Raw genomic sequence first — 17,499 nt, 5'->3', positions numbered from 1 at the left:
TTGAAATCTTGGGCTCTCTCTGCCGGTTCCATCATGGGAGTGAGCTATCGTTCATCGCCTTATTTTTTTGCGTATGAATCGAATGTCCCGTTCATGATTTTCCTGACGGCTTCCAGATATCCGTATCCGTTGAGCATATCGGGCAGGAGATAACTTCCTTCCACCCACTCGTTCCATGCGTTTATGGTAATCAGCTTCGGCTGTTCGGGATGGCTGTCGGCATATTGTTTGGCCCTGTACAGCAGGGCTGCGAAGCTCTCGGGCGTGTTGTGATAATGCACCACGTCGCGGATGCCTTTGGTCGGGAAGCGCGGCGTGTCGTCCCATCCGATCGATACGCAGGGGAACACGGGGATGTCAAGAAGTGAATCTATCTGCGCCCTGATGTCGACGGCGTTATTCCCGTAGACGATGTAATCTTCGTCTGTCCCACCCATGTTGTACATGGCTACGCTATTGAAGCCCATCTCGTTCACCCTGTCGGAGAATTGTTTCGCATTTTCCGGCGACATCAGAGCCCCCCCACCCTGATTCCATTGGATATGCAGATCGGGGAAACCGGCCTTTTTGACTTCTTCTCTGAAGTAATCCAGCGCCTGCCGCGCTTTCCCCACGTCTCCACCGAAGCTCTCCATCAGTTTGTCGACACTGAATATCGAGAACACAGGACAACCGTCTATCTTGAAGTAGTTCGGTTGTTTGAAATACCGTTCGATCACTCTCTTCACGATCGTCTTATAATTCGCCTCGTCGACGACGGCATTCCACAGGAGGGTTGTATCATTCGTAAATTTGTGCACGTTCCAGTAGTTCTTTTTCACATCGTGGTTGGCCCACATAATATAAAACTGCATGTCGGCATTGTTTTTCGCCTTCAGGAATCCGTCGTTCAGCGTGCTTTCGAGGAAAGGCCCTCCGTCATACCAGTACCAGTCGAAGACAAAGACGTTGACGCCGTAGCGAACGGCCGTTTCGATCCATTTCTCCATGACAGCCGGATCATTGTCCATCTCACAGCCCCACAGCGGGCGTCGGGGCTGGTAGTGCCCGTCGAACCGCGGATTGCCTTTGTTGATGACTTCCCATTCGCCCTTTCCTTCGGGCCAGAGCATGTCACCGAAGCGCTCGTCATGATGGCACGACGGCCAGATATATGCCGCTACGTAATAGCCGTTGTCTGTTCTCTCCTCTGTTTGGCCACCGACGGCGTTATTCGCATTTGAAGGCGCATTCGTGCAGGATACGAATCCCGTACAAAATAAAACGTACGAGAAGAGAAAGAAAACTGCTACCTGAAATTTGATTTCGAGATATTTCATGATGATTGTTTTTGGAAAATGATACATTTTTTTTGTAAAAGTCACCAGCCGGGATTTTGTTTTAAGAGCGGCATCCGCATCGTTTCATTCAGGGGGATCGGCAAGACGTAATACTTCTCGTCGGAAGTTGGCTCGCACCGTACGGATACGATGCGCGTATGAGTCAGCGTACCGTCTTCGGCTTTTATCCACCGCATGCCTGTTTTAAGTTTTGAATTTTCGGGCATGATCTTCCATCGCCGGATGTCGTAGAAGCGGTTTTCTTCGAGCGCCATTTCTATTCTCCGTTCGCGGCGGATACGGTCTCTGAACTGCTCTTTGGTCAGTTCTTTCGGCAGACCGGGCATACCGGCTCTCGCCCTTGTTTTGTCGGCCGCCGCGTAGGCTTCGGCCGTAGGTCCGTTTGCTTCGTTCTCTGCTTCGGCAAGCGTCAGATAAAGCTCTCCCATGCGGTATATACGCCATAACGTCGTGCTCGCTCCTGCCGAGCGTTGCGCCGGGTCGATGTATTTACGGGTGTAGTATCCCGTCGGAGATCGTTGTTTGATACCGGAGATTCCATGCGTACCCCCGACGTAAGACTCGATATAAATATCCTTACTGTCTTTTTTTCCGAAATGGGCGCCGTTATACCAAACAGAAGCGTAGAAGCGCGGGTCTCTGTCGACATAAGGTTTGTTTTCGTCATATCCCGACGTCTGATTGATGATCGGTTGCAAATGTTCGGTATCGGAATAGCCCAGAATCGGAATTGAGCCGTCCTTCATTTCGTAACTGTCGACCAGCTCCTGCGATGGGCAAAGGCCGGACTTCTCGGAAGGAAACGAAGGGATCATGTGCATCAGGAAAACGATTGTTCCGAATCGCCTGAATGTCTGGCCCCCGTATCCCCACGTATCGATCGCTTCGAGTATCGTTTCCCTGTCGTTCGGATGGTCTGACTTGTCGGGGCGGGTGATAAAATATTCCTCATATTTGGGATACAGTTCGTAGCCGTTGCTTTCAAGAGCGGCGACAGCTTCTTTGGCGGCAGCAGCGGCCGCCTGCCATTTCCGGACGTCATCATCCGGATTCCACAGCGGACTTGCGTCGAACAGCAGTGCAGACGCTTTGATAAAATGCGCAACGGCTTTCGTCATCCGTCCTTGCTCCGTAGCGAACTTGGTTCTGAACGGCAGATTTGGCTCGGCAATAGCCTCGTTGCAGTCTTTTACGATAAATTGTACGATATCGTCGAAAGAAGCACGTTCGATCTTTTCATAATCTTGATCCAATATAATGTCTTTATCGATAAGCGGCACTCCTCCGTAGTTCTTTATCAGGTCGAAATAGTAGTGTGCCCTCAACACTTTGGCTTCGGCAATGTATCGTCCCCGTTTCTCGGCGTTGGGCACATTCGATTCGTTCACCCTTGCAAGGAAAACATTCGCTTTGCGGACACCTCCGTAAGCCGTTCCCCAGAAATCCCGGTCGTTGCGCCTCTCTTTTTCGCTTCCGTGCATAAAGGGAAGGTTGCTCGAGCTGAAATTGCCTTGGTTCCACTGGTGGAGCTGCATCCACGTATCCTGCGGCACCTGGCTGTCGGTCGCATCGTCGGTGTATGACGACAGGAACGAATAATAATGATAGCCGTGCCCGTATTTCCGTACGTATTCGTAGATCGAATTGAGATAGGATTCCGTATAGTCCGTGTTCTTGAAGACATCGTCGAGCGTCATCCTCCCGTCGGGCGTTATATCCAGTACGTCCGAACATCCCGTACATACAATGTATGCTAAAACAATGAGTATCGTTTTCGTTATTTTCTTTTTCATAGCAATTTGCATTTACAGATTAAATTAAAATGTAACGTTAGCCCCTAAATTTACGACTTTTAAAATGGGATACGATCGATTGTCGGTCACTTCGGGATCCCAGTCTTTGAATTTCATCTTGTCCCACGTAAACAGATTATATCCGTTGAGGTATATCCTGACCGATTTGGCGTGGAATTGCGAACACCATTTTTTAGGCACATTGTATCCTATTTCAAGGTTCTTAAGCCTGACATACGAGCGATCGAGATTAAAGAATGTGTTAGGCCGAAGTTCGCTGGCCGATTGTGCGCGCGACAGTGCAGGGAACTTGATATCTTCGCCTGCTGCGGCTCTTTCCGCCGTCCACGCTTTCAAATGGTATTCTCTGAAATCGTACCATTCCCAGGCGCCGCTTCCTTCTACCATACCCGACACTTTGGCTGCTCCCTGAAACAGTCCCGAGATGTCGACATTCTTATACGTTACGCTCAAAGCCAATCCCCACGTGTATTTGGGAATATCGGAATATCCGATTGGTTTCATGTCCTTGTCGTTGATGATTCCGTCGCCATTCAGGTCTTCGAACTTCAAATCTCCCGGGCGAGGCTGTATACCGTCATAGCGGGCGTAGTTATCGATCTCGGACTGATCCTTGAAGAATCCGAGAGCATTCAGTCCCCATTGCTGCCCGATCGAGTAGCCTGTCTGGCGATATGGATAGGCATATGTATTGTCGCGTTGCAGCTCGTCGATATAGAGTACCTTGTTATCGTTGTAGTTGATATTTCCTTTTACGATAACGAACAGGTCTCGATGGATGGATTTCGAATAGGTCATTTCAACTTCATACCCTTTGTTTTCTACCTTGCCGAGGTTGAACGGAGCAATGGTCGATCTGGGCACTCCGATCAGACTCGGTAACGATTCTTTCGTGATAAGAATGTTGTCTCTCTTCTCATTGAAGACGTCAATCGTGATGTTGAGGGCGTTGAACAGTCCGATTTCCAGTCCTGCATTGAACTTTCTCGCCGTTTCCCATTTGAGGTTAGGGTTTCCGAAGAACTGTTCCGCTATGGTATGATTGTTCGAGATGCCAGGCGAATAGCCTGCACCCGGTCTTGTAATATTATCCATGTACAGGAAGCGCGTATCTCCGATTCGGTCATTCCCCACCGTACCGTACGATGCTCTTAATTTCAACTTGTTGATCGTCCTGACAGCTGACTTGAAGAACGACTCGTTGAACAGATTCCAAGCCCCCGAGACAGACGGGAAAAGCCCGTATCTGTTCTTGGGCGCGAACTGCTCGGAACCGTTATACCCGATATTGAACTCAAGGATATATCGTTCGTCATACCCGTACGACAGACGGGTCGACAGCCCTCTTACGTTGAAAGGCAACGGGTCGTTCGGTTTGATTAGGGACTGCTGCTGTGCCAGGAGCAGACCCGTGACGGAATGTTTCTTGTCGAAGACACGATAGTAATTCAGCTGAAACTGTATGTCGTAGAACGATTGGAAGGTAGCCTCTTTCTTCGTCGAGAGCGGCGTGTTATCGAAATCGGAGCGAATACGATGGTATGAAATACTGTCGCGCCCGTCAGCCCCTTTTTGATTGGGATCGATCACTTGTTCCCAATATTGATATCCTCTGCTTCCGGTCAGCGTATTAACGGATTTCGTATCGAACGATGCAATAATCTTGGCCGAAAGACCTTTAACGAATGCATCCATGTCATATTGCATGCCGAACGAGGCGTTCACGCTGCTTCTCGATTCTTTCTTATATCCGGAACGGTTGATAAGTGCCCACGGCGACTCCTGATAGCTGCCCGATCCGATCAATACCTGTCCGTCCGGTGTCAAAGGCCCCGGTTGGATAGACGGCCACAAGGTGAGGGTATGGTAAATGATTTTCTCGGAGGTACTGTTCGGTCCGTTGACGGATTCGAAAGTACCGGCTGCATTCAGGAAAGCCTTCAATGTTTTCTGTTTGTTCAGAGCCGCATCTATATTGGCGCGGAAATTATACCGATCCATATAGTTGCTCGGATCGTAGCTCTTAGGCTCGGGATCAATCTTCCACTGTCCGCCCTGATGCAAATAACCTACGTTTACGAAATATCCGACATTGCTGCCTTTTCCGTTTAAGGTGAGGTTATATCTGCTTTGCGGTACCCATTGGTTCATCAGTTCCCGTACCCAATTATGGTTTCCGTATACTTCGGGCCAGTCATTTAACCGGTATCTTTCCAATGCATAGTCGGAATACGGCGGCTTGTCGTTGACACCCGGATTCGGCGTGTCGTTGCGCCAGGCCTGATTCTTCAAAGTTGCCCAGTCGTAAGCGTTTAGCGATGAAGGCCAGCGTGTAAACGTCTGCCAACCCGTTTCGGCATTCAGACTGATATCGGGTATTTCGCTCGTTCCTCTTTTCGTCGTAACAAGGATCACGCCGTTAGCGCCTCTGACACCGAACAATGCTGTCGAAGAAGCGTCTTTCAGTATCGAGATATTGTCTACCTCATTGGGATCGATAGAGGTTATTTCTCGCTCTACGCCGTCGACGAGTATCAGCGGATTCTGTCCGTTGACCGTACCGCGTCCGCGCATATAGAGCATTGCTGCGTCACGTCCCGGCTCACCGCTACGCTGAATAGCGATCAACCCCGGCAAACGACCGGTCAGGGTGACGGCTAAATTTGCCATAGGGCTTTGCTTGATCTCTTTCGTGTTGATAGCAGCCACAGCTCCCGTCAGTGTTGATTTTTTCTGCGTCCCGTATGCAACCACAACGACCTCATCCAACGCCTCGGCGTTCTCAAGAAGTGTGATATCGAATCGGGTTTTGCCGGCCGTGTTTATCTCCTGATCGGTATAACCGATAAAAGAAATACGGAGAACCGCATTATTATCGACACTTAGCGAGAAGTTTCCGTCGATGTCCGTTACGGTACCGTTTGCCGGCGTACCTTTTTCAATAACGTTAGCCCCGATGACCGGTTCTCCTTTCGAATCTTTTACAACTCCTGTTATTCCTTTTTTGGCGGTCTGCTGACTTACGGGATTTTTCTGCGAAACCATTGTTCTTGTCGCAACGGCACTAGCCTTCTTCTTAAAAACAGAGATTTGCCTTTCGACAATTGCATGATCCAGATTGGTATCCTCCAAAAGTAAGGAAAGGATTTTGTCAATGGATCCCTTTTGTACGGCAATGTCTATCTTCTTATCAAGCGAACGTTCGGCTTCATCCGAAACCATAAAGACATAATCGCTGTTTTTCTCAATCTCCGAAAAGGCCTGCCTGATGGTCGTATTTTTCAAATTGAGGGATAGCTCCCTTGGCTGAGAATAGACGTTTTCGGCATATAGCGAGAAAATGCCAAGGAAAAGCAACCCAACGGATATTTTCATGATTCTTATCATATGAATGCAATTGGAAGCAACAATATGATTGGGATTTATTTTTTCTACCATAATTTTGTTATGAATTTGTTTTCACATTAAAAGTTAGTAAATGAATTTCATGACCCGAACGATGGGACAGCATCGTCCGGTCTTTTCCGGTTACTTCAGATGTTTTTCTCCATAGGCTTTATCGTTTTTTATTTATACTGATCATCCGGTCGTTCCTTGTATAGGTCGTAGACGTGAGGATAGATACGGAAGTCATCACACTGTCCAGGCTGTTTGACAGAAACAGTTTACCGGAATATGTCATTTCGTTCATTCGGCCGGGGAGATATTCGAAATCAATATTATAGAATCTTCCCACCTTTTGGAGGATGTCGGAGATCGGGGCTTTTCTGAATACCAGCACGCCGTTTTTCCAACTTATATATTCCGAGACGTCGACAGTCGCTTTTTCCATCCCCGTACTGGTGATCTTTGCCATTTGGTTGGGTGCGAGTTTTAGCGATTGGCCATTTTTATTTACCTGTACGCTACCTTCGACAAGTACAACCGATTGTTCGCTGTCTTCCTTGTAGGCCGAAATATTGAATGAGGTGCCGTATACCCAAACGTTCATTCGGGGGGTATGGACAATAAAGGGCTTTTCGTTCGACTTTGCCACCTCCAAATATAGTTCTCCCTGCATGTGTATTTCCCGTTTTTCGCCGTTGAATTGCGACGGGAATTCCAGTTCGGTGCCTGAGTTTAGCCATATTTTTGTCCCGTCTGCCAATGTCAAGGTAGAGCGTTTACCGAACGGCACGACTAATTTGTTCGTATGGTCTTTCTCCAGCCCCAGTATCTTGTCTATGTTCATACCGTCGGTTACGGAGGCGTCACCCTCTGCCGAGAATCTGATTTCGGCACCGGATATGAGCGAAACGGTTTTCTCTCCGTTGATCAAATGAATTTCCATGTCGGGTAATGTTTGTCCGACAATACGGTTTGTCTCTCCCGGCGTGTTCGAATGGAAGAGGAGGGACAGGCCGGATATCATCCCGATCGACAAGACAGCGGCTACCGAAGCTATTTGCAGCATGCGTTTTCGCCTTTTATAGCTACGGATACGTTGTATGATGAGGGAGTATATCGCCTCCTTTTCACTTTTCGTTAAGGTATGTTCTTTCTTTCTGTCCACCGTTAGATTCTTTTTTTGGGGATATGACGTGTCTGTTTTCGTTTGGTGGACAAAAAAAAGATAAAAGACAACAATTTTAACATTCCATCGATTCAGTAGACTTGACTCGGTCGGCCTGATGGCTGCCGTTTTCCCCCTATCTATGCGTTACGTCGGCAGACAGAAAAAGACCTCCGGTTATTTCTAAAATTGCTCCCGCAATTTCTTCATTGTACGATATATTAATTTCTTTACGGAATCGGAGTTGATATTAAGGATCTCACCGATCTCATCGTACCCTAATCCGAGTGAGAATTTCATATACAGGGCTTCGCGTTGCTGTCCGGACAAACAGTCTAATAGTTTCTTGACTTTACTCCTCAGCAGATTGGATTCTTCCGTGTCGATGATCTGGTCTAAGATGTTCTTTTCCGAGATGAAAAAATGGTCCGATAAATCGATATGTTGAGTTTTTACTTCTCTACGAAGAATATCGATCAACCGATACTTATATGATTTGAACAGATAGGCTGTCAGGTTTTTGACCTGTTTCAAGCTGTTTCTTGAAATATACATTTTATAGAATACGTCCTGAATGGCGTCTTTGCATATCTCGTCCCGGAATCCCCATTGAATGCCGTATGAATATAGTTCATCCACATACTCGTTGTAAATAGCGGAGAAAGAGCGGTCGTCGCCTCCTTGCAGGAATTTTTGCCATATCAGGTCTATATTCATCTTCATTATGATATTTTATTCGCCGGTTTCCCTGCTATAGGGTAAGTACCGGTACCATTTGTTTCCTCACGCTGTTACGCATGCTAAATGATCAATAACATTTAATACACTGTTTAACAGCTTGTTTCATTATCGAGAACAACTATCAGGTAATAACGCCGGAATAATGTCCAAATATACGACATATCTCAATGAATCTTGTATGTATAAGCGTATTTATTTTCATACGCTTTTAAAACCTTCATGCGCCCATTTTCGTTCATACGAAATCGCTAAAACGCAAAAAATATCGCGTTGTTTCTCGGCCTATCCGTTTTGTAGGCTCGGGAAAATCAGTATCTTTGCGAGACGAAACAACAGGCATGAATGAACAGGAGATTTTCGACGAGGTGTTAGGCATGATACGGTTGCGTCGTCATCCGAGAGCCCGCCGATATACGTTACGAGTCGAGAACGGGCAGGTGATCGGAACGTTGCCGGTACGTGGCAGCGAACGTGAGATGCTGGCGTTCATCAGTCAGCATCGCACGAAGTTACAGGAGTTACTCACACGCAACACGACACGACGGTTCGACGAACAGACGGACTGGCAGACGTTGACTTTTCACCTGCGGATTTTCCGCTGTCCACGGACGAGTTTTTATATGACCTTAAAAGAGGGCATACTCCATCTGGCCTGTCCGGAAGCAACAGATTTCGGAAGTGAACCGGTGCAGAAAATCTTACGTGCGATGATCGGTCGTGCGCTTCGTCACGAGGCACTTCGCGTGCTTCCCAAACGACTCGCGGCACTGGCCGCACGTTATGGGTTCTCATACACAAGGGTAACGGTACGCGATATGAGGACACGCTGGGGCAGCTGCTCTTCGGAGCGACGCATCAGTCTGGCACTTTCACTGATGACGCTGCCGGAACATCTGATCGACTACGTCTTGCTGCACGAGTTGTGCCATACGGTCGAGATGAATCACAGCCAGCAGTTCTGGCTGTTGATGAACCGCGTCACGGACGGACAGGCGCAAAAGTTACGCAGGGATCTGCGCAAGCAATCAGTGTGGTAAAAAAAGAAAAACGGACTACGTTCGATAAAGATTCAGGCCCTTGACCAATAAAAACCCGGAGAAAAAAAAAACGACAAAATCATATTTTTTCCGTAAGTTTGCCGCCGATTTTAATAACAAAGTTAAACGAACAAATGAAAAAATTATTGATTGCAGGAGTAACATTAATCTCCGTGTGGGGCGCCGTAAACGCGCAGGAATTCAAGGCAAGAAAAGGGAATGTAACCGCCGACTTGTCCCTTTTCTCAAAAGGTATTTTCGCAACTGAAAGTCCCGTAATGCTCAACAGCGGTATGCTGAAAGGACGTTATTTCATCTCTGACGGAATAGCATTAAGAGGCGCACTTTCATTAATAACTGATTCACAGAAAGATACATCGAACGAAGATGTAACGAAAAAACAAAACAAAAGTCAGATAGGCATGCGCTTCGGCGTGGAAAAACATTTCAGCGGTACAGACAGACTTTCGCCATACATCGGGGGTGATATAGGTCTGGCATATCAGACGCAGTCTTCGTCTTCAAAACCTAAACATGGAGACAAGACAAAAGTAGAAGGTCCGGGTACCTTGGGTTTCGGTATGGGATTATTCTTCGGCGCAGACTACTATTTTGTGAAGAATGTCTATCTGGGTGTAGAAGCCGGTTTGGATTTTGGTACCGCTTCGGTAGGCTCGGTAAAACAGACCACAGGAAGTACTTCTACGACAGGCACGAAAGCAGGAAGCTCAAGTACTGTTTCAGTAGGAGCGAATGCCGGATTTAAATTAGGTTTCGTATTTTAATCATTGCTCCTTTCTGATATTTAGCGGATAAAGACTGTTTTATTCCGAAAGACAATTGTTGAGGGTGTGTCAAACATTGTGTTTTGACACACCCTCCTTTCAAATGAGGCAGCCTCAATAAAACATGCATTTTATTATAAGACAGCCTCTGCCTTGCTCCGATTCTTTTAAAGGATACCGTCTTCGCGAGCCTGTTCTTCGCCCGACTGCGTAATCAGCTTATATCCTTTTCCGTGGATGTTGATAATCTCGATCTCGGGATCATCTTTCAGCAATTTACGCAACTTGGTGATATACACATCCATACTCCGAGCGTTGAAATAATTATCATCAACCCAGATCGTTTTCAGGGCGTAGTTACGCTCCAGAATCTCGTTGGCATGTGCACAGAGCAGACTTAGCAGTTCGCATTCCTTCGTCGTAAGTTTCGTGATCTTCTCGCCGATGGTCAGCGTCTGTTTTTGCGTGTCGAACATAAAGTTACCCAGTCTGTAGAAAGGCACGTCTTTCATCTTCTTGCCTTTCACGCGGCGCAGAATCGCTTCGATACGCAGCAGCAGCTCTTCCATGCTGAACGGTTTGGTCAAATAATCGTCCGCACCGATCTTAAATCCTTCGAGGATATCTTCCTTCATTGTTTTAGCAGTCAGGAAAATGATCGGGATATCGGGATTGATGGAACGTATTTCCTGAGCCAGCGTGAAGCCGTCTTTCTTCGGCATCATCACATCCAGCACGCACAAGTCGTAAGACCCTGTCGTAAAGCCTTTATAACCGGCTTCTCCGTCGGAGAACAAGTCGGTAATGTAGCCTTTGGCCTGCAAGTATTCTCTTAGCAGCATTCCTAAATTTTCATCGTCTTCGCAAAAGAAGATTTTCAACTTTTCGTCCATAATTTCTGATTTTTAATGTTTAGTTTTTAATGAGTGGCAATGTTATAATAAATCGTGTTCCCGATTCCTGTTGTTGTTCGGCACGGATCGTTCCACCATGGTCCTCCACCATCTTGCGCACGTAGGCCAGCCCCAGTCCGAAGCCTTTCACATCGTGGACATTCCCGGTGGGCACACGATAGAACCGGTCAAAAACTTTTTTCAGGTGTTCCTTTTTGATACCGATGCCATTATCTTCGATCGAGATAATCAGTTTACCGTTTTCGCTACGTGTGCGCGCCATGAGTTCCAGTGGCACATCCTTACGGCGATACTTAACGGCATTATCAAGCAGATTGAACAATACGTTTGTGATGTGCATCTCGTCGATATAAACGGACGAATCTTCGGCCTGTAAATCCACGTCGATCGTCCCGCCGTACTTCTCTACTTTCAGAGCGAAGGTACTGACAATACCGACCAGCAAATCATTGGCATCGACTTCTTTCAGTTTTAACGTCGCCTTCTGTTTTTCGAACAGCGACATTTGCAGCACCTTTTCTACGAGGAAGCCGAGGCGTTTCGTTTCATCATTAATGACTCCCGAAATATGTTTGAAGACGTCCGGACTTTTCGTAATATCCGTATCACGCAACATCTGTGCGGCCAGTGAGATCGTCGATACCGGCGTCTTCAGCTCGTGCGTCATATTGTTCACAAAATCATTCTTCATCTCCGACAGTCTCTTCTGACGGAAAATAATATAGATCGTTGTGATGAACGTCACCAGCAAAATAAACGAAAACAGCACGGATGGCACGAGGAATGTCACCGAACTCGATATATAGTCCCTTTTCGTCGGGAAATATATCTTAAGATAATTCCATTTCGACGGCGGGTCGTTCGGGAACAACACGTGGGTGACGACATCGGCAGCCTTCGGCGGTTTCTCATACGCCTCATTCTGATAGATGGTTACGCCATCCTTGTTGACCACCGAAAAAATATACGGAATATTCAGCCCACTGCTGATCAGCTCCGACTTGATGTAATTGTTCAACACCTTGAAATCGACCCGTTCGTCAATAGGCTTCAGGTTCGGTGTATAAATCATACTGTACAAAACATCATCAATCACACCGGCCTGATATTCGTAACGTTTCAACAGTTTCTTCTGCTGTTCTTCGGATGCGCGGATAATCGTATTCTTCGACGGCGCAGAAGTCATTGCGCTGAAACGATTGAGTTCGATATGCTGGATGCTGCCATTCGCATTTTGTACATGCAACTGGTAGCTTTCGCTTTGGGTAATCTTCTGATTGATCTCCATCTGATTGGGAGGACTTTTATACATGAAGCTGTTCCCACCGGACTTGATGTCTTCCTCCAGATACCGATAGACCTCATCCCGTTCGATACTGCCGGACACCTTTTCCAGACAGCGACGTACCGTAGTGTCGAACTGTTCGTTGCTCGTCTTCATGATGATACTGATATAGCTGACCTGCAAATAAAGCAGGCCTGCAAATGCAAATCCCATGACGGTCGCAAGCATCCAAATCGTTGACTTCTTCATTGTCTTTTGCTTCTCCTCGTTTTAATGATAACAAATAACGTGCGTTTTAGTTTAATATTTATTCAAAAAAGGTAAAAAACACATCACCAAATCGTTAATAATAATTAGTAAGACAAATTAAAATTTCCTCTTCTCCTCCATCAAAAACAATATAAATCTTTTTTTATCAACAACTAAAAAGCACTTCCACAAATCCATCTAATTGTTAAAACCGAGACCAAAGAATTCTCGATTCTTCGGTCTCTCAATCATTTTAGTGTGTCTATTTTCCTGTTTCAAACACCCCGATATGTCGGGGTGCAGAATCAGTGTGCTTCAATCCATCGACGGGCATTGAGAAACGCCTCGATCCATGGTGTCACGTCGTCGCCGAGGCGGTCGGCGGGATAATATCCGCATTGCCACGGGAAGATGGATCGTTCGGGGTGAGGCATCATGGCGAGGTGTCGGCCATCGGCCGAGCAAACGCCGGCAACAGCCCACGGCGAACCGTTCGGATTGGCGGGATAACCGTCGTAGCTGTACTTCGCCACAATGTGGTATTGCTTTTCGTCGTACGGGAATTCAAACCGCCCTTCGCCGTGCGCAATCCAGACTCCGAGCTTCGTGCCCGATAGTGAGCCGAGCATGATGGAATGATTCTTCGGAATATCCAACCCTACAAATCCCGATTCAAATTTGTGAGAACGGTTATGCCTCATCTTATGCTTCTCTTCGTGTTCAGGATAAAGCAGTCCCAGTTCGGCCATCAGCTGACAGCCGTTGCAGATGCCGAGGCTCATCGTATCTTTACGTGCGTAAAAACGATCGATGGCTTGCTTGGCCTTCTCGTTATAAAGGATACCGGCAGCCCACCCCTTGGCGGAACCGAGCACGTCGGAGTTGGAGAATCCGCCGCAGAAGACGATGAAGTTCACATCTTCGAGCGTTTCACGCCCCGAAGCGAGGTCGGTCAGATGCACGTCTTTCACGTCGAAGCCGGCCAGATAGAGCGTATAAGCCATCTCGCGCTCACCGTTTGTACCCTTGTCGCGCAGAATAGCCGCACGGACACCGCTCCGCTTACGACGGTCGGCCGTTAGCTTGTAAGATGCGAGCGTCCCGACAAAATCTTTATGGAACTTGTATTCGAGCGGTTGCATCTTGTAGTTCTCGTACCGGTTGCCGGCACATTCGTTCCCACTCTGCCGCATATCGAGCAGATACGACGACTTGTACCAGACATCGCGCATATAATCAATACCGAAATGATAAGTCGTATCATCTTTCGTCACGATGAGATGCCGTTCGTCTGTCGGCCGTGCGATACGTGCGAATCCGATACCGGCCGCCCGCATCTGCTTCTCGAAGACGCTCTTCTCTTTCACCTGAACGAGGACACCCGGATTCTCGGCAAACAGGATTTTAACGATATCTTCTTCGGCTATGGCGTTCAAATCCACTTCCAGTCCGCCTTCGACATTAGCGAAACACATTTCGAGCAGTGCGGTGATCATCCCGCCTGCCGAAATGTCATGTCCGGCAAGTATCAACCCTTTGTCGATCGCTTCCTGCACGGCATTGAATGCGTCGCGGAAGTAATCGAAGTCTCTGACTGTCGGCGCCTCACTGCCCACTTTGCCGAGCGACTGTGCGAAAGCCGAACCGCCGAGACGGAGAGCATCGAACGAGAAATCGATATAATATATATAGGTATGTTTATCGCGCGCAAGTACGGGCGAAACAATCTTGCGGATGTCGCTCACTTCACCTGCAGCCGAGATAATCACCGTGCCGGGCGAAAAGACTTTGTCCGTGCCGTATTTCTGGGTCATCGAAAGAGAATCCTTGCCGGTCGGGATGTTGATACCGAGTGCGCAGGCAAAATCCGATGCCGCCTCAACGGCTTTGTAGAGCCTTGCATCCTCGCCCTTATTTCGGCAGGGCCACATCCAGTTAGCGCTTAACGAAACACTGGTAAGCCCATCGGCCAGCGGGGCAAAAACAATATTCGTCAGTGCTTCGGCAATCGCCATCACCGATCCGGCGGCCGGATCGATCAACGCGACTTGCGGAGCATGGCCGATGGAGGTAGCCATACCGGCCTGACCGCGATAGTCGAGCGCCACGGCGCCAAGGTCGCTGAGCGGCAGCTGCAACTCTCCCTGACACTGTTGACGGGCGATCTTGCCCGTTACACTGCGGTCGACCTTGTTCGTCAGCCAGTCTTTGCAGGCTACGGCTTCGAGTTGGAGCACATTTTCGAGGTAGCGGTGCAAATCGGCTTCCTTATATTTTACAGGAGAATATGCTTCGTCGACCGTCTGATCTTCCATGATGGTACGCGGCGGCTTACCGAACATGTACTCGAGTTTGATATCGATGGGGCGTACGCCATCCTGCTGCTCGAAAACAAACTTCATGTCATCCGTCGTTTGACCGACAACGTACATCGGAGCGCGTTCACGTTCAGCGATACGCCGCACACGCTCAACGTCTTTTTCTTTCATCAACAACCCCATACGCTCCTGGCTCTCGTTCCCGATAATTTCCTTCGCCGAAAGGGTCGGATCGCCGACGGGGAGCTTCGACATGTCGATATGTCCGCCGGTCGCTTCGACAAGTTCGGACAGACAGTTCAGGTGTCCCCCCGCTCCATGGTCGTGGATCGAGATGATGGGGTTACTTTCGGACTCGGCGATGGCACGGATCACGTTGGCCGCCCGTTTCTGCATCTCCGGATTGGCACGCTGCACGGCATTCAACTCGATACCGCTTGTATATTGTCCCGTATCGACCGACGAGACAGCGCCTCCCCCCATACCGATGCGATAATTATCACCTCCGATGATCACCACTTTTTCCTTCGGCTTCGGATCACCTTTGAGGGCATCGCGTTTGTTGGCATAGCCCACGCCTCCGGCCAGCATGATGACTTTGTCGTATGCATATTTCTTCTCGTTCTCGGTGTGCTCGTAAGTGAGCAGCGACCCGCAGATCAGCGGTTGTCCGAACTTATTCCCGAAATCGGAAGCGCCGTTCGATGCTTTGATCAAGATTTGTTCGGGCGACTGATACAACCATCGACGCGGATCGAGTATGTTCTCCCATGAGCGGTTTTCTTCGGTGCGGGGATAGGAGGTCATATACACGGCTGTTCCCGCTATGGGAAGAGAAGCCTTGCCTCCGCCCAGACGATCGCGAATCTCGCCTCCCGTGCCGGTAGCGGCACCGTTGAACGGCTCGACGGTTGTCGGGAAATTATGCGTTTCGGCTTTCAGCGACAGTACGGTATCGATCTTCTTGATCGAGAAATAATCGGGCTTATCGGCCGACAGTGGGGCAAATTGCTCGACGGTCGGGCCGGCATTGAATGCTACATTGTCTTTATAGGCCGACACCAGCTTGTTCGGGTTCTCGGCCGATGTTTTTTTGATCAGAGCAAAGAGGGAATGCTCCTTTTCTTCGCCGTCGATAATGAAGGTACCACCGAAGATTTTATGCCGGCAATGCTCGGAATTCACCTGCGAAAACCCGAACACTTCGCTGTCGGTCAAGTTACGTTTCAGTTTTTTGCTTACTTCGTTGAGGTAGCCCACCTCGTCGGCGCTCAGCGCAAGTCCTTCCTGCTCGTTGTAGGCCGCAATATCGTCGATATACACGATCGGATCAGGCTTCCGGTCGATCGTGAACAGTTGCTGGTCAAGGTTGTCATAGACATGTTGCAACATCGGGTCATGTCCCTTCTCCGGCGAGAGGGGAACATATTCTTCGATACGCGCAATTCCTTCCAGGCCCATGTTCTGCGTGATTTCGACAGCATTCGTGCTCCACGGCGTGATCATTTCACGACGCGGCCCGACAAATCGTCCCTTAACCACATCCGCCTCTACCGGAGTGGCGCCGCTGAACAGCCAGATTAATTTTTCGATATCGTTCTTCGAGAATGTATGGGAGGTCTCTACCGCTAAGACGCTCTTGTCCGACGATTGAAAAAACTGAATCATATATAATTCCTTATGATTAATGATTATTTAATTACGCCTCAAAGATAGGTAAAAAAAATGGTTCCTTCGAACAAATGACGCGATGAGATGCCGGAATAAACCCAGATTACGCAATAGAAGAAATAAGAATGAATTTAATTCAGGCCTTCAGCCCTCCGAACAAGGTCCGGATGTCGATACCCCACCCTTGCGGGATGGGGCTGAAATAATTCGGGCTTTCAGCCCTTTCGGACAATGGTTAATGGTTATGCGTGGTACACGCCGAATCATGTACCCGACAAATAACCATTGACAATTAACCATTGAAAAACAGCCCTGAAAGGGCGAGATAATTCAGCCCAATGCGGAGCGGAAGCGAAGCGTTGGGGAAAAAGCAATATCCCCGTTGGGAGGGCTGTAAGCCTGACGTAACCATTGTCGTACATTCGCACATCCATTATTAATGGTAAACGCCGAACAATCTATCGCGTAATTTGGGATAAAAGTAAACCCTTTCCTTGCAGTCGTTGTCCCAGGAAGACTTCAGGTGCATCACTCGCCCCCCCCGAAACGAAAACAGGGTCTTACGACAGTGCCGTAAAACCCTATTAAGAAACCTTTTGCACGATGTGACCCCGGAGAGACTCGAACTCTCGACCCAATGATTAAGAGTCATTTGCTCTACCAACTGAGCTACGGAGTCATACAATAACAAAGTCTTTCCCGACTTAGCGAGTGCAAAAGTAGAAGTTATTTTGTTTTCTGCAAACCTTTTTATCGCTTTTTTTTACAGAAGAACATCCAATCAATTGTTTTC

Annotated in this window: 10 protein-coding genes and 1 tRNA gene; 2 read left to right on the top strand and 9 right to left on the bottom strand. The window is 48.1% G+C overall.

Features of this window, described 5'->3' with window-relative positions; translation table 11 throughout:
- Positions 1 to 59: 59 nt before the first annotated feature.
- From BFO_RS08785 to BFO_RS08765, 5 genes are all read right to left on the bottom strand, one after another.
- Positions 60 to 1,319, bottom strand: a complete 1,260-nt coding sequence (locus BFO_RS08785) for a glycosyltransferase WbsX family protein (protein WP_014225336.1) — start codon at positions 1,317 to 1,319, stop codon at positions 60 to 62.
- Positions 1,320 to 1,360: 41 nt separating this feature from the next.
- Entirely contained in the window at positions 1,361 to 3,133 is a 1,773-nt protein-coding gene (locus tag BFO_RS08780) for a RagB/SusD family nutrient uptake outer membrane protein (protein WP_014225335.1), read from the bottom strand.
- 24 nt (positions 3,134 to 3,157) lie between these two features.
- Positions 3,158 to 6,529 (bottom strand): SusC/RagA family TonB-linked outer membrane protein, encoded by a 3,372-nt coding sequence (locus BFO_RS08775; protein ID WP_244262903.1) that lies wholly within the window; start codon positions 6,527 to 6,529, stop codon positions 3,158 to 3,160.
- A gap of 181 nt (positions 6,530 to 6,710) precedes the next feature.
- Positions 6,711 to 7,706: a FecR family protein gene (locus tag BFO_RS08770; RefSeq protein WP_014225333.1), complete on the bottom strand. Its 996-nt coding sequence runs from the start codon at positions 7,704 to 7,706 to the stop codon at positions 6,711 to 6,713.
- Between the two features lie 183 nt (positions 7,707 to 7,889).
- Positions 7,890 to 8,429 carry an RNA polymerase sigma factor gene (locus BFO_RS08765; protein WP_014225332.1) on the bottom strand — a complete coding sequence of 180 codons (540 nt, stop codon included), beginning with the start codon at positions 8,427 to 8,429 and terminating at the stop codon, positions 7,890 to 7,892.
- A gap of 356 nt (positions 8,430 to 8,785) precedes the next feature.
- On the opposite strand from BFO_RS08765, the gene BFO_RS08760 reads away from it, so the two are divergent.
- Both BFO_RS08760 and BFO_RS08755 read left to right on the top strand, forming a co-directional pair.
- Entirely contained in the window at positions 8,786 to 9,484 is a 699-nt protein-coding gene (locus tag BFO_RS08760; RefSeq protein WP_014225331.1) for a M48 family metallopeptidase, read from the top strand.
- A gap of 134 nt (positions 9,485 to 9,618) precedes the next feature.
- Positions 9,619 to 10,269 carry a BT1926 family outer membrane beta-barrel protein gene (locus tag BFO_RS08755; RefSeq protein ID WP_014225330.1) on the top strand — a complete coding sequence of 217 codons (651 nt, stop codon included), beginning with the start codon at positions 9,619 to 9,621 and terminating at the stop codon, positions 10,267 to 10,269.
- A 167-nt stretch (positions 10,270 to 10,436) separates the two neighbouring features.
- Here BFO_RS08755 and rprY read toward each other — a convergent pair whose 3' ends face one another.
- The 4 genes from rprY to BFO_RS08735 form a co-directional block, all read right to left on the bottom strand.
- Complete coding sequence (rprY, locus tag BFO_RS08750; protein WP_014225329.1) at positions 10,437 to 11,162, bottom strand: response regulator transcription factor RprY; 726 nt, start codon at positions 11,160 to 11,162, stop codon at positions 10,437 to 10,439.
- Positions 11,163 to 11,181: 19 nt separating this feature from the next.
- A complete protein-coding gene (locus tag BFO_RS08745; RefSeq protein WP_014225328.1) occupies positions 11,182 to 12,717 on the bottom strand; it encodes a sensor histidine kinase in 1,536 nt (511 codons plus the stop codon).
- Positions 12,718 to 13,022: 305 nt separating this feature from the next.
- Positions 13,023 to 16,703 carry a phosphoribosylformylglycinamidine synthase gene (purL, locus tag BFO_RS08740; protein ID WP_014225327.1) on the bottom strand — a complete coding sequence of 1,227 codons (3,681 nt, stop codon included), beginning with the start codon at positions 16,701 to 16,703 and terminating at the stop codon, positions 13,023 to 13,025.
- 609 nt (positions 16,704 to 17,312) lie between these two features.
- Positions 17,313 to 17,385, bottom strand: a tRNA-Lys gene (locus BFO_RS08735).
- Positions 17,386 to 17,499 lie beyond the last annotated feature (114 nt).

Origin of the sequence: Tannerella forsythia 92A2 (assembly GCF_000238215.1) — a bacterium.
Taxonomy (GTDB): domain Bacteria; phylum Bacteroidota; class Bacteroidia; order Bacteroidales; family Tannerellaceae; genus Tannerella; species Tannerella forsythia.
This window is presented reverse-complemented; position numbering and strand designations above follow the sequence as displayed.